This is a genomic window from Paenibacillus sp. EKM206P (assembly GCF_011066155.1).
Classification (GTDB): domain Bacteria; phylum Bacillota; class Bacilli; order Paenibacillales; family Paenibacillaceae; genus Paenibacillus; species Paenibacillus polymyxa_D.
Map to the genome: position 1 here is coordinate 176119 of NZ_JAAMNQ010000004.1, position 14246 is coordinate 190364.

The 14246-nt window shown below is 46.2% G+C and carries 12 protein-coding genes, 1 pseudogene and 2 CRISPR repeat arrays (1 of these 15 running past the window's edge); of the genes and pseudogenes, 1 reads left to right on the forward strand and 12 read right to left on the reverse strand.

Annotation, left to right across the window (positions count from 1 at the left end):
- Positions 1–328: a CRISPR direct-repeat array (repeat unit 32 nt; unit sequence ATTTCAATCCACGCACTCACATGGAGTGCGAC) (it extends 40 nt beyond the left edge of the window).
- Positions 329–543: 215 nt separating this feature from the next.
- From cas1 to G9G53_RS10660, 11 genes and pseudogenes are all read right to left on the reverse strand, one after another.
- Positions 544–1011 (reverse strand): annotated as a pseudogene (gene cas1 / locus G9G53_RS26910) (CRISPR-associated endonuclease Cas1); the annotation flags it as partial.
- A complete protein-coding gene (locus tag G9G53_RS26915) occupies positions 1012–1143 on the reverse strand; it encodes a hypothetical protein (RefSeq protein ID WP_425312600.1) in 132 nt (43 codons plus the stop codon). It lies immediately after the preceding pseudogene.
- A gap of 19 nt (positions 1144–1162) precedes the next feature.
- Positions 1163–1604: direct repeats of the CRISPR family, unit length 32 nt.
- 246 nt (positions 1605–1850) lie between these two features.
- Positions 1851–2660: an SDR family oxidoreductase gene (locus tag G9G53_RS10620; RefSeq protein ID WP_039273536.1), complete on the reverse strand. Its 810-nt coding sequence runs from the start codon at positions 2658–2660 to the stop codon at positions 1851–1853.
- A gap of 265 nt (positions 2661–2925) precedes the next feature.
- Positions 2926–3762 carry a hypothetical protein gene (locus tag G9G53_RS10625; RefSeq protein WP_165147473.1) on the reverse strand — a complete coding sequence of 279 codons (837 nt, stop codon included), beginning with the start codon at positions 3760–3762 and terminating at the stop codon, positions 2926–2928.
- Positions 3763–3774: 12 nt separating this feature from the next.
- Entirely contained in the window at positions 3775–4527 is a 753-nt protein-coding gene (locus tag G9G53_RS10630) for a vWA domain-containing protein (RefSeq protein WP_013309992.1), read from the reverse strand.
- Positions 4528–4611: 84 nt separating this feature from the next.
- On the reverse strand, positions 4612–6657 hold the full coding sequence (locus tag G9G53_RS10635; protein WP_165147476.1) for a hypothetical protein: 2046 nt from the start codon (positions 6655–6657) through the stop codon (positions 4612–4614).
- A gap of 201 nt (positions 6658–6858) precedes the next feature.
- Positions 6859–7134 carry a WXG100 family type VII secretion target gene (locus G9G53_RS10640; RefSeq protein ID WP_013309990.1) on the reverse strand — a complete coding sequence of 92 codons (276 nt, stop codon included), beginning with the start codon at positions 7132–7134 and terminating at the stop codon, positions 6859–6861.
- 247 nt (positions 7135–7381) lie between these two features.
- Complete coding sequence (locus G9G53_RS10645) at positions 7382–7918, reverse strand: WXG100 family type VII secretion target (protein ID WP_029517064.1); 537 nt, start codon at positions 7916–7918, stop codon at positions 7382–7384.
- Positions 7919–7923: 5 nt separating this feature from the next.
- The gene (locus tag G9G53_RS10650; protein WP_029517063.1) at positions 7924–8766 is read right to left on the reverse strand and encodes a hypothetical protein; all 843 of its coding nucleotides are present in this window, start codon (positions 8764–8766) and stop codon (positions 7924–7926) included.
- Positions 8767–8782: 16 nt separating this feature from the next.
- Positions 8783–12778 carry a type VII secretion protein EssC gene (gene essC, locus G9G53_RS10655; RefSeq protein WP_165147479.1) on the reverse strand — a complete coding sequence of 1332 codons (3996 nt, stop codon included), beginning with the start codon at positions 12776–12778 and terminating at the stop codon, positions 8783–8785.
- Positions 12779–12845: 67 nt separating this feature from the next.
- Positions 12846–13166, reverse strand: a complete 321-nt coding sequence (locus G9G53_RS10660; RefSeq protein ID WP_029517061.1) for a hypothetical protein — start codon at positions 13164–13166, stop codon at positions 12846–12848.
- A gap of 389 nt (positions 13167–13555) precedes the next feature.
- Between G9G53_RS10660 and G9G53_RS10665 the strand changes: the two genes are divergently transcribed.
- Positions 13556–13795, forward strand: coding sequence for a hypothetical protein (locus tag G9G53_RS10665; protein ID WP_013370782.1), 240 nt, complete (start codon positions 13556–13558; stop codon positions 13793–13795).
- A 129-nt stretch (positions 13796–13924) separates the two neighbouring features.
- Here the strand turns inward: G9G53_RS10665 and G9G53_RS10670 are convergent, their stop codons facing one another.
- Entirely contained in the window at positions 13925–14074 is a 150-nt protein-coding gene (locus G9G53_RS10670) for a hypothetical protein (RefSeq protein WP_023988262.1), read from the reverse strand.
- Positions 14075–14246: the final 172 nt, after the last annotated feature.

Genomic DNA, 14246 nt, shown 5'->3' on the forward strand with positions numbered 1-14246 from the left:
GATACATGGAGAGAGCTTGAGGATATATTTCAATCCACGCACTCACATGGAGTGCGACTAAATCCGATGAATGGTTGGCAGTTAATTTAGATATTTCAATCCACGCACTCACATGGAGTGCGACTTTCCTACATGGAGCCCTTCTGCATCAGCATATATAATTTCAATCCACGCACTCACATGGAGTGCGACCGCGCTCTGTCCGCGGCAATGGGAACCCGTTAACATTTCAATCCACGCACTCACATGGAGTGCGACCCTCCAACAGCAGCAGCGCCCTAACCTGGTCTTCGCTATTTCAATCCACGCACTCACATGGAGTGCGACCGCGAAAATGCAGTAATTCATACCCTAATGATATCAATTCCACGCATTGTCGCAAAAACTGATGCCAAAAAGGCTTGTATCAACCATTGACTTTTACTGAAGGTAACTCATTCAATTACTTTTCGACAAATTTCGAGGTGCGAAGGACCCTGGTTTTTTATGTGAGCTTCACATTCGCACCTTACAAAATCAGTGGGCTTTCCATATCGTATACTTCTGGGAATAGGACACCAGCCCCCAAGACATTTTCTCATTCAAATAAGAATAAATAATTTTTTCCTGTTTCCGTTCCTGCCATGCCTTCAATACGATTTTCCTCGTATCATCGTCCATCATGACGGCCCCGTTTTCTTTTTTTAAATCCTTTGCCATTAATCAATTTTTTGTTAATCAATGTAAGGACAAAACGAAACGGTCGACATATACTCCTCGAAGCTCTTCCATCGCATCCAGTGCTAATGAGGCTCGTCCTAGACGATCTCTATGCAGAAAACCTACATAAGCATCCAAGCCCACAGCTTCCAGTGCCGATTTCATATCGTTGGACAGCAGTCTATAGGCAAAAGATAATAGGGCACTCACATTATCTAACGGAGGGCGTTTATGGCGTCCATGCTGCAAGATCAGCTCATCGAGAACGGAATTGTACTGAACTGCCACCGTCCCTTCCAAGCCACGTAAAATCTACAGTTCCTCTACTTCACGGACCTCTTCATGTTTTCGGATAAAGAGGCGCTCTCCACTTATACGACCAAGTGGCGACTGCTCCGTCATGATCCACGTACTCACATAGAGTGCGACTAGTGGCATAGGCACTAATGGCAACTCCCAATATATTTCAATCCACGCACTCACATAGAGTGCGACGAATCATTGGAGCTTATTTTCACTCTGGCGAAAGAGATTTCAATCCACGCACTCACATAGAGTGCGACTTCAGGCCACATCACCGCTGATTACTGGCAGGCGTGGCTTATTTCAATCCACGCACTCACATAGAGTGCGACTAATATGATCTTATTGTAATAAAAATTAAAAACATGATTTCAATCCACGCACTCACATAGAGTGCGACATCGGCACGCACTATTCACATTATTGCAACTGAAATATTTCAATCCACGCACTCACATAGAGTGCGACTATTGCTCAAAAAGATGCCCTTGACCTCAAGGATATTTCAATCCACGCACTCACATAGAGTGCGACATACTGAGATGATCTAATTGGATTAAAGTTTCATCTATTTCAATCCACGCACTCACATAGAGTGCGACAGCGAAAATGAAGGAATTAATACCCTAATGATATCAATTCCATGCATTTCCGAAAAAAACGATGCCAAAAAAGCTTGAATCGACTATTGACTTCTAACGAAGAAAGCTAATTTAAAACCATTTCGACAAATTTCGAGGTGCGAAGGATCCAGTTTTTTTATGTGAGCTTCACATTCGCACCGTAACCAAGACAATACACTCAGGATACCACAAAACATTTCTCTGTCCCAGAGAATGCTCTATTTTCTAAAACAATAACGACTCTGCCCCGTCAATGACAATTTGTGCGCCAGTAATGTGACGCGAATGATCTGAGGCCAAAAATGTTACCAAATCAGCTACCTGCTCGGGTTGACCCGGTCCATCAGCCAACGGTTGTCCTCCTTCGGGAAACTTGACGGGGATGGTAATTTGCTTTAACCCTTCCGATTTCTCCGTGGTTTCATCAATATTTGTCGAAATGGCACCTGGATAGATGACATTCACACGAATACGGAACTTGGCCAGCTCCAGCGCAGCCATTTTAGCAAAACCGGTTTGACCCGCTTTCGATGTGCTGTAGGCTGACATCCCAAAGCTGGTAAAGCGCTGATTTCCATTAATGGAGCTGGTAATAATAATGCTGCCGCCACCGTTCTTTTTCAAATGTGGTATTGTATACTTCACCGTTAGGAAGGTGCCGTCCAGATTCGTAGACAACGTTTGGCGCCAATCCTCAATGCTCAGATCCTCAATCGGTCCGACGACCCCGTTAATCCCCGCATTAGCAAAAATGATATGCAGTCCGCCAAATAATTCAACCGCTTCCAGGACTGCTTTTTCCACACGCACCGGATCGGCAATGTCCACGTCAAAAGCCCTCGCTGATCCTTCACGTATAGCATTAATTTCTCTTTCCGTCTCCAAAATACGATCGCTACTTACGTCAAAAAGAGCGACATTTGCTCCTTCTCTAGCCATTTGAATGGCTGTTGCCTTGCCAATGCCAGAACCAGCTCCCGTGATTAGAGCCGTTTTGCCTTCAAAGCGTGCGCCTCCTGCATATGTGTAGCTCATATGTATCGCTCCCTTTCAGTAATCTGTATAATCACAAGATTACCCAAAAGGATATACTTTATAATCACCATTTTTGCGCATTTTTTGCTATTCTTTTGCGATATTTAAGAAAAGTACGAATATTACGCGCATTAGCGCGTCTTTCCTTCTCCTCCTCGTTACATTCTATAAATATCTTAACGAATCGTAATGTTCTATGTATTCATCAAAAAAAGGACGTATACATCCATATCCATGGTTGTATAACGTCCTTTTGCTTATTCATTTACCACTGCAGCTCAATAAATGCAGCATCATCATCAAGTCCCCCGGTGTGGGATGCATCCAGCAATACCTGTATCTGCTCATCAGGGACAGGCTCGCGAATGGGGTCCAAATCGGATAAACCGTCCGTATATACCTGTAATCTCATCGGCATATCTGCGGATATGCTTCTTTCGTACCAATGAGGCTTCCCTCCAATCGGCCCACGGCTTGTAGACCAGCGCTCCGCTGTAGAGAAGGTATGATCGAATAGCTCGCTGATTTCCTCGGCACCATTCCATAGTCGCAAACGTGAGTCCCCTTGCCAGGCAAGTCGGAGACGACCACGGCTACCACGCTTCGGCAGTTCGATTTTACCGCAAATATACATGGACTGGCTACCTTGACGACGTTTATCTTCCAATACCGAACGCATTAAGCCTGATTCGTGATCCAAAGGTTGCCGATCCAGTTCCTCTGCCGCTGTACCTGCCAAACGTTCAAGGTACACTCTCAATTGATCAGCAGACAGATCTTGTCCCCGTTCCATCCAATCCAGTAAAGAAGAACCCAGATAGCGGGCCGCAAAATCTCCTCGGTAACTGAGCCCGACACCATCACACAAGACAAAACAACAGACGGATTTATGAATACGTACTGCGGCGAAATCCTGTCCGCTTTCTCCCATACTGGCAGATTCGGCAGACCTTCCATAGCCATAACGACACATAAAACGACTGTGATGAGATGATAAAGGCTGATCGCCTGTCTGAGAGCTTATGTAAGCAAATTGCTGAGTCAGCCTTGCATTCATTCCCTTTTTTTTGCTCACGAGGAGCAGGGACAGCAGTGGATTCATGCTTTTACCTCCTTACCGTACAGGCGTTGCGGCCGACATTTGGAACCCAATGGACACCAGTTCCGCACAGGTTCCGGGTAGCATCATAATGGCTCCTTCACCTAACTGATAATCTGCCTCAAATAGCATTTCCCGATAGCTTTCAGGCAGCACAGAAGACATATCACGCAATTTCACAGCATGTTCATCCTGCAACGGCGTATTATGTGTTAGACCTTTCCAGCGACGGGGGTCCTGAATAGGCGTTTCCAGCAACCTGTCGGATAAAAATATATTTTCCACCAGTACATTACCGTCCGGTACACTCATGCTCATAATACGCTTCGCAATCGGTTCCGGATCATCACCTGTGGAAACTCCATCTGTCATATGACAGACCAAAGGTGCAGGACAGTCCTGCATCCCTGGTAATTCCGCTTGCAAAATACGCTCAGCTTGCAAGAAGGCCTTTGCTGAATCTGAAAACCGTTTGGGTGTCAAATCGGGCAACGAACCAATGGCCGCGATTTCATCAATTCCCTTGACACCATTCAGCAGGTCATACACATCGTCACTATAAGCCAAAATCGCAATCCGATAGCGCGCTGTCAGCCGATTTCCTTTGGTTGACCGAAAAACCATCTGCCGGATCGCCAACGATATAGCTTCATATACAACGTCAATACGCCGCCGCCCCTCCATCAGCATGTTCATCGACGCGCTGATGTCAATCAGGTAAATGATCAGGGCGGGAGTGCGTTGTGAAGCCTGTATTGTATAATTCATGATTTGTACATGCTCCCCTCAGTTACCTTCTATCTCCATCTGTTTCGTATCTATCATTCCGTCCATATATAGACATATGAAATATTAAATTTTAGGCAGTCTAAAATTCGTGTCTCCTAAAAAGTTATAAATAGAGGAGGCCCGATATCCCACTTCACCTACCGAACGATAATAAGAAGGATTACTATCATATAGTGTTCTAAAACGCTTCGCAAAGCTCTTTGCCTTCGCAGCGCTGCCACCTTCCTGAGAGGCATACGCCTTGTTGTACAGGGAAATAAGCTGAAGAACGTTCTCCTTGTTTCGTGCATGCATGGACTCTTTTTGCTTTTGTTCCGCCTCGGCTGCTGCCTTACGAGCTGCCTCTTCCTGGGCGGCGCGGGCTTCCTGCTCTTTTTTCAAAGCCAAGTATTTTTCATACTTTGCCTGTTGATCATACGCTTTTTGCTTCGCCAACTTGGCAGCCGCCTGCTTATTTTGTTCCTTTTGAGCGAGATAAGCTTCATATTTAACCTGTTGAGCGATAAGGGCTTGCTGTTTCTTCTGCTCTTCCTGTTGCTTTTGAACAGCAAGTGCCTGTTGTTTGGCCTGCTGTTCCGCTTCCTGGCTTTGTTTCTCCGTCAGCAATTTTTGAGCAGCTTCCTGCTCGGCTGCCAGCTTTTCCTCGGCCGCCTTTGCAGCCTTCGCTGCCTCTTCCTGCTTGGCTGCCTCGATTTGCCGCTGATTGGACTGATCTGCAAGAATATTCACGGCTGGGATTCCAGCTGCCAATAGAACGACTGCGGCCGCAGTTGTCACGATAAACGCTTTGGAGCGATACCAGGCCTTTGTTTTTTCAGGTTGCTCTGGCGTCATGGGATTCAACTGCTCCTCTAGTCCTGTGATCGCAGCTGACACCTCCACATGCAAAGGACTGCCGTCTTCTACAAAATGATACAACGACCGGTATACTTCCAGCGCTGCAGCAGGTTTGTTTTGCTGCTCCAAATCACGTGCCTGTCGGAACAGCTTGTCCGTTACCCCACGCTCTCCTTGCTCCAGGGCGACCTGATTTAGCAGTGCAGCCTGTTCAGTCTTGAGCGGTGCAGGCGCTGACAAAGAGGATGCAGCTTCACTGGAAAGGCCACCCACCGCTGCCGATTCTATTGTTTCTGTCGCAGCAGGTTCCGGTTCTATAGCCTCAACTGAAATTTCCTGCTCAGTAACCGCATTAAGTACAACCAGCCATTCGCCAAAAGTAGGGCAACTGCTTAAATCCTGACTATCCCAAGCACGGCTGAACAATTCTACCACCTTGCTGCCCCAACGAGATTCCAGCGATTTTCGTAAAATAAAATAACGTTCGCAAGGCGTCTGCATTTCATGCTGATCAAAATAACTTTCGCCCCACGCTTTGTCGACTACTACACGGTCAGACCAGCCTAACATTTCTCCTATAATGATTGCCCCTGCAAAACGGTCTGCATACGCACTCCACAACCCGCTGTGGACGGTACGATGGGCGGCATACCCTGGCGAACCTGCCAATAGAGCGTCTGGACGATCCATTTTAGTACTATACATTTGTTCCACGTCCACCAATTCCACAGCTGACGTGCCTTCAGGCAGTTCCACTTCAGAAAAAAACGGAAGCATCACATTCGGCGCCGATAAATCGCAGTGCGCCAATCCTTTTTGCTCCATAGCTGAACCGATCCCTGCCAATGCTCTGGCTAAAGCCAGACTATCGGAAGCCTCAAGCTGACGCTGATCTGTGAGACAATCGAACCATGTCATACCGTGAACCCATGGCATCAGTACCGCATACAGCAAATCAGGCTGCTCGGCAATCAGACTTCCGTTTCTTTCTGGAGTGAGCACATCACGCTTGCATACCTGCAAACCGGGAATATCCCCGTATGCTTCCATATGCTCAGATTGATAAACCATAGCCGGGATGCGGAACTTCGGAAAAAACACCTTAAGGGCTTTTGCCTCATGTGGCGCTCCGTTTTTGGCATTTAGCTGGTATACAATTCCCTGACGCCCTGCTTGAGCATAGGCTAAACCGGGTGCAGCGGGATGTCGTCCAACCACATAAGCTGTGCCGTTTATGATCAATTCGTCTCCCGGATTCGGTTGAAAAGACATGAAACATCCCTCTCCTTACATCATTCAGTATGCTAGTTTTCCTCACCTTATTATATACATCTATGGATGGCAAGAAAACCGGGTATCCGAAGATCGCCCGGTTTTTCCTGAACATCCTGTGCCAAACCGTGAGGAATGGCTCACATATTGCTTCTTAATAGAGTGGTATATGATAAGTTAATGCCTATCAGGCAAGACAACTTATTTCGTTTGGTCAACCGTGCGGAATTTGTTAGCGATAGCTGTCAATTCTTGACTGATGCTGTTCAAAGTCGTTACGAAAGCTTGCATTTGTTTGCTAGCTTCCTGAAACTCTTGGAAGAAGCGTTGTTTAGTCATACCTTCCCATTGACCTTCCATACCTGAGATGGACTGTGTCAAACTGGAAACGATCTGCTGGCTTTGCTCACCACTTTGTTTAAATTGGTTAGCCACCTGATCAACCTGTTCTGGGGTAATTAAAATGCGTCCTGCCATTTTTTGAGTCCTCCTTGATGATAAATAATGTTTTTGTTTATCTGGTTCAAATTGTACTATGGCTATTTAATTCCCTACAAAAGGCAAAGGACCTAATTGTAACAATCCCACTTTTTAACTATAAAACAGCACCTAACAGTATAATATTAACAAAAAAACACCTAATAAGTCCCATAAAGCCGGGAATTGTGGAACGAGCTCAAGTAATTTTGCAATCGATCCAGATTGTCCCGGAACGCGATCCCAACTAAGCGACAGGCTGATCTCTTACTGTAGACGGATCAGTAAAATACCAATCCTGCGGACTGCTAGAAGACGCCTGCATCAGAATATCCTGATGCAACGTTTCTACATCCGAAGACTGTACACCAGAAATGGCATGTACGACAGACTGCGGGTTAGAAATCAGGCTGCTTCCTTCCGAAGCTTGCCCAGGCAGAATAGACGGTGATTGCTGATTCGACCAATCGAGCATCGTGACGGGTCGTCCCAATGGTTGGCTGGCAAATGACAGTATCGTTTGATAGTTGTGGTCAACAGACTGAAACTGCTCTGCCTTTCGGTTCAGTTGTGTACCTGATGTATGGAGGTAAGCATGGATCTGTTCTGACATCCGCTTGGCCTGCATCCAATGATTCAAGATCGCCTCGCGTGCAGATACATCCCAATCCAGCGATTGTAACGCTTGCTCCAAACCTGCTGTTAACTGTTGAATTTGCTCCGCCGCATGCTGTAGCTGCCCGCTAAGCCCCCGAAGCACATCCGGTTCAACTCGAATGCGCATATCCATCACCCTTCTTCTGTCACTTCTTCATTCACTGCCGACTGTTTCAACCAATTTAATAATAAATCCACAAACTGATCTCTTGAAGCCATAGCTGCAATCAGCCAGTCCCCGTTACCACTAGAGCTCATCCGAAATATCCAGTTCATTGCAGGACACAGGACAAAGGCTGCCCGTTGTGATTCCCACTCCCTGCCGTTCCAAACCAGCAATTGCAGTTCTCCCTCAGCTACACGGGAACTCAAAGACTGAGCCAGTCTTGCAGACCCCTCTGCATCTCCGCTAGCCTCGGTCAGTTTACTGCTGATCAAAGACACACTTTCCCCTGCCGATTGCTCGTAAATTTTATTAAACGCCTGCTTGGAGAACATTAGTGCGGGGGATTCAGGCACAAGTCGATCTACCCAACCCATTTTATCAATCAATGTCTCGCAAGCCTTTTCCACATTACCCAGATCGTACAATCGATACTCATCGGGTTCATCAGCGGATTTCACGAGTTCCACTACACGCTCGTTCGTGCAATGGAGATAGCCTTCAAATTGCTTACCTCCCCGCACATAGCGTATACGGCAAGCCCTGTTGGATAATCCCGCGATAGCGACTCTTGAAAAAACAGTAGGAGGCATTGCTAGCTCTTTGCCCTTATCTACCCGCTTTAGATAACCCTTTTCCAAAAGAGTAGCTTTTACTTGCTCCCACTCTTCCGCCAACTCCTCTGCTAGATAGCCCTTAAACGGATCTTCCACCCCAAGCAGTCGGTCAGAACCCAATACGCCTGCCAGAAAAAACAGTTCCTTCGCCTTGAGGGTTATTAACTTCTGCTTGGAAGCTTGAAACGTTAACATTATGAGCCACCTCCCTTCAAACTACAACATGCCATCGGTCACGAATTTTCGTTATCCAATCCTCACAGCTCACTTGCTCTGAGAAGGGAATTGCCGCTTTTATCCTGGTAAATTTGCGCCGTACGTAGTACCCCTGCCCAGGTGGCAGGACTTTTAGTCCACCAGTAGCGGCGTTCGCCTCCGAATAAGGGATACGAAAGAACGATAGATCATTCGAATCTAGTGTTCCAAATAGCATACCGCTTTGGCTTGCCTTGACATCATTAAACCAGTCCACACCAAAGGTAGGAAAATCAGATGGCACACCCGAGAGCACGACATGCACATTGCGATCACGTCCCAACCGTACAATGGCGGAGAGCTGATCCTTTATCATAAAATCATTCAGTTGCTTGCTTAACATATCCGCATCATCAATGACCAGGAGCAATTCGGGATCATTCCCCTCCTTGTTCCGTTGTTGAACAATATCATACACTTGCTGTACCAGAGGTCCCATTTCTTCCTCACTTTCAGCAGCAGCCTTAACATGAGGAAGATGTCGTAATCTAGATAGTCCCCCGCCTCCATAGCGTGTATCGATCGTATAGACTTCCAATTGATCGGGTGATGTATAATAAGCCAGCGATATAATCCAGCTCATTAGAAAGGAGGTTTTTCCACCCTCCATTGGACTACCCACAATAAAATTGGGCCCTTCTTTCAGATTCAGGAGAAAAGGCTCAAGATCGTCACTCTGTAGGCCTACAGGTACTTCGTAAGGTAGTGCGCCCGATGGTCCACTTGTCCGATCCCACTGCTGAAGCAGTTCCGATAGTGGAATCCGCTCAGGTAATGGTAGGATAGCTGGTGCGTGCTTGCCTTTCCATTCCTGCACAATGCCAGCAATATTGCGGCGTAGCCGTGCTGATCGCTCCGCCTCATCTTCTCCTGGTGAGGGCAGTGCCGTCTGGAACTCCAGCGGAGGAACATGCCCTTTAACCAGAGCGCGACCTGGAATTAACGGTCCTGGCGTTTTGGCTGGTCGCCCTACCGCATAGTAATAGTCACTCGGGTCGGACATTTCAAAAGAAACTGCATTCGGTATGTTACTGCGGAATTTCTCAAACACATCGGTAATCCGGTTCGCTGTAATGATAAACGTGATGCCTAGACTACCTCCTTCTCGCAAAAGAGATTCCAACAGTTCATTTTCATCTGGATAAGCATTACGGAAATTAAGATATCCATCAATAACTACGACAATTTGCGGGATATCCTCGACAGCAGAACGTCGATAAGAGCTTATTGTTTTGACTCCAGCCTCGGAAAGCATTTCCTTGCGTACGGCCACCATCTTGAACAGATAACGGAACAATCGCTTGATCCGGTCATCCTCCTCAGCCATCATAACAGCCCCGATTTGGGGAAGTTCCCCAAAGTCGCGCATCGTTCGACCCATGTCAATGATATAACCATTCCAATGATTCGCAGCAAAACGCTGAGCCGTGGACATCAGCAACGTATGCAAAAAGGTTGTTTTCCCCATGCCGGGCATGCCATACACAGCCCAATGACCATGATCTAGCGATGCATAAATTGGCTCCTGTCGCTGATTCGGCAAATCATCTACTAGACCAATAAGAGCCTTCAGATCCAAAGGTGATGATGTACTATCTATTTCGGTGCATACCGGCAAATTTGTTAAATCCAGCAATTCAGGCAGCGGCGGAAGCCACGGTCCCTGAAGTCGTTCGATCCCTGCCTTAGCAGCCTCATTCGCAATATAATCAATAAATACTTGAAGCTGTTTAGGGGCTTCTTCTCCTTTTAAGCCTGAGCTTGCCCGTTCGCCGCCCGTCAGTAGCGCTTCACGTTTTCCGTTCAGTCTCACCTCATGTACAGGTAGTGCAGAAGAAATATCGCTGTTGCCTATATACGGCGCACCGCTCCAAGCAAACTGCATCTCTTCAAATACTTCGTCACTACCCACTTGGAAATATCCTCGTCCCGGCTTCGTAATCCACGCGGCATTCGGTATTTTCAACATGTCACGGCTATCGCCTTCGCTTTGCACCCGTAAGCAGATGCGGAATCTGGAGTTACTCCAAATCTTGTCATCCACGACACCTGCAGGCTTTTGCGTCGCCAAAATCAAATGGACACCTAGTGTCCGCCCAATCGCAGCAATACTGATTAGCTCGTCCATAAACTCTGGCTGATCCCGCTTTAATTGTGCAAATTCATCAATAATAATAACCAGATGAGGCAGCGGTTGTTCCTGCCGCTGCCGGAGTAGTCTGTAATATTCATCAATATGCTGTAAATTGCCTGCATCGTTCAATATCTTCTGCCGACGAACCAGTTCTGCTTTAAGAGATATTTTGGCACGTTCAATCAAATTATTGTCCAAGTTCGTGATCGTACCCACAACATGCGGCAAGTTAACGAACGTGTTGGACATGCCTCCACCCTTGTAATCGATCAGCATAAAAGCAAGATCATGCGGATGAAACTCGGCAGCAAGCGAGGCTACGATGGACTGGATAACCTCACTCTTTCCTGAACCCGTTGTACCGGCGATCAAGCCATGGGGACCATGCCCTTGACGCTCTATCTTATCATGCAGGTTAATCATAATCTTCTTGCCGCCTGCTCGCACGCCCATTGGCACAGGTAAGGTATCAGGATGGCGGTTACGACGCCACCGATCTGTCACATCCAGTTCTTCCACACTTGCTACGCTCATCATATCAAACAGAGGCAGCACAGCGGGAATATCAGAAGCTGAGGAACGCTTCAAGCGAATAGGAGCCATGTACCGCGCTAATGCATCGGCTTCCTCTTTTGACAAACGATCCGGTTTAAAACTTTGCTGTTCAACCTCCGCCGACTCTGATTTACGGGCATATACGCCCTGCTCTTTGGTAGCCTCCACAATCAGCTGACACTGCATCGGCAAAGCCTCTTTACGAGAAGCCAGCACAATCGTACACGCATCAATGGCCCGGCCGTCTTCCAATAACAACGGCAGCAACGGTTCTTCCTCAATCAGCTGGGTGTCAGATAAAACAACGACATAACAAGGGACTTCCATCCCTTTGCCTTGACGATCATTACGATTATTTTTACGGCGGTTCAGTCTGGCAAACAGAAAATCTGCTAATTGATGTGCACTACTACTGCGGTCTGACATCATTCTCTGGATTCGGTCATCATCCCACACATGTGGAAGCCAGCGCATCCAGGTCCATTCACTTTCCTCTCGCTCGTCATAGAAGGAAGCAATTTTCACTTCATCTGGCGAGTGACGAACCGTCACTTGTGCCAAAATGACTCTTAACGCAGCAAGGGTATGTTCCCGATCGCCGACCAATCCAACCACTTTGGATTGAAACAGCGGTAATGCAATGGAAGCAGCGTCTACCAGACGAAATTCTTCTTCCAGTTCATCCGCAGCTCCCAACAAAGGATCTCGGTCATAACCGTCTGGGCGTGGAATTTGCAATTTTATATGAAAGGGAACTTGTCCAGTTCCAATACGCACCTGCAAAAAGTCCTCATCCTCCGGTGATCGTTCCCAAAGTGAACTGTTGCGGTTTTTGACAATTTGAGTGCATATTTGCGGGTCACCGTGAATTTCATATAGTGTGCGAATTTGCTCCTCGCGTTTCATTTCAAGTTCTTCACGATGCTTTTGGAGCTGTTCCCGGTACATGCGGTCCCGTTCCTCTAGCTTGCGCTTGTATTCCTTCTTATTATTTAGATAGACAAAAAAAGGAATCGTATAAGATGTAAGCATCATGACCACAGTGACCATTTGGAACATCAAATAGTTACTGTTGCCCATCTTGCCTGTTTTGCTCATATATACGTAAAAGCCTATAGTCACCAACGTCATCATTAACGGAATAAGTATAGATATAATAGAAAAAGACGGCTTGCTCGGCTCAGCCGGAGGCCGTAAAATCTCCAGCTTCTCCTCTCGGAGCGCCGGCCTTAATCTCGGGGATCGCTGGTATAATGCATTCAAGACAAAAGTCCCCCTTTTCGCTTACTATTTCATTTTACCAAGGTTTCATATAATTTCATGTGTGTATTTACCCATTTTTTTCATTTTGAAACAGAGAACGCCTTCCATACACAGGCGCTTCGTCCTGAGTTGTCGAAAAAGCGCGCTGAATACGCACAGTACAGCCTTCCCGCAAGCCGGATCCTGTAAGTAGCTGGTTATCTCCCACCCTGAACCAGAGCCCTTCCGGGAACTTTGCTTCCATAATATATTGCATGCCTTCCGCCGGAGGCTCGCCGAAAATGCGCACACCCAGCATCAGCTTTAAATGTTCCACCGAGTATTCATCAGCTACCTCGATGTCAAACCACTCTGTTTCCTGTCGTCCTGAAAGCACGGTCAGGATCATCTGTCATCCCTCCCGATCCTTAATATATAGCAAAGTTCACGCAAAAAGCCTATTTCCACGGAAATATGGCTATCGTAACTGTAGCATCCGACTATTAGACTGTCAATTTGTTACAAAATACCCACTCCAAAAATAAAATAGTGACTTTGGTCATAGTTTCTCATATTAGTAGAGTCATTGGTATCAATAATATGTATTGGATCGGTTCTAATATGGGTATATACGTCATTTTGTCGATTAGTTAGAACTAAATTCGATTGTTACCTAGATTGTTGTGAACACTTTGTAAATTTTTCAGACCTTTATGTTTTTATAAGGTGTTTTTAAGGTAATTTTAAGAAACGGGCACTACAATTAAGCCATGAAATAACTCAGGCGAGGTGATTTTTGTGAGAACATTAATTACATTTCAAAACAAACGTATTCCCGTATACTTCAATCAAGAAAATAAGCAACCAGTACAAAAAACATTAAAACTTCTAAGTAACACTTTGGAGAATAAAATCTCCAGCGGCAAGCGTGCCCTTCAAAAATGCCTTAACTCTTTGATCAGTATAGAGATTGTCGGTTGTGAAGCCATCCTGCATAGTGTTAGTGAAAATGATTCATTGGCATTGTCCCTCTATTAAGAGGGACTTTTTTTTGTCCACTTTAGACACACAAAAAAGAGAGGGACATTTCAGCACCCTCTCCATATCAGCAGCTTTAAAACATGATACATGTGACTTACCGCAGCTTATGGATTGATCAGACTTTATTTAAAGTATTCTGCGATAACCTTTTTTACCGCCTCGTTCCTTATTCTGCGCCTTCTCAATCCGTATTCTAAACAGTTCTAGTAAATTAGCGCGTGTATGCTCTTCCCGGCAGTTGTCCAGCTTTTTTAAGATAAAACGGTCAATGGACATATGACTCAGGCTCCTTTACAGCAAGCTGCCCCTGCTTTTCAAGGGGATGATCAGGCTATCCATTTTTAACCATTCTGCCTGTTGTTTAAACAGGTACGTTCCTTATAGGATAAAGCAGGCGGGATTACATACCCTTTAATAAGGGTAAATACATAAAGTTTCGATAATTTTA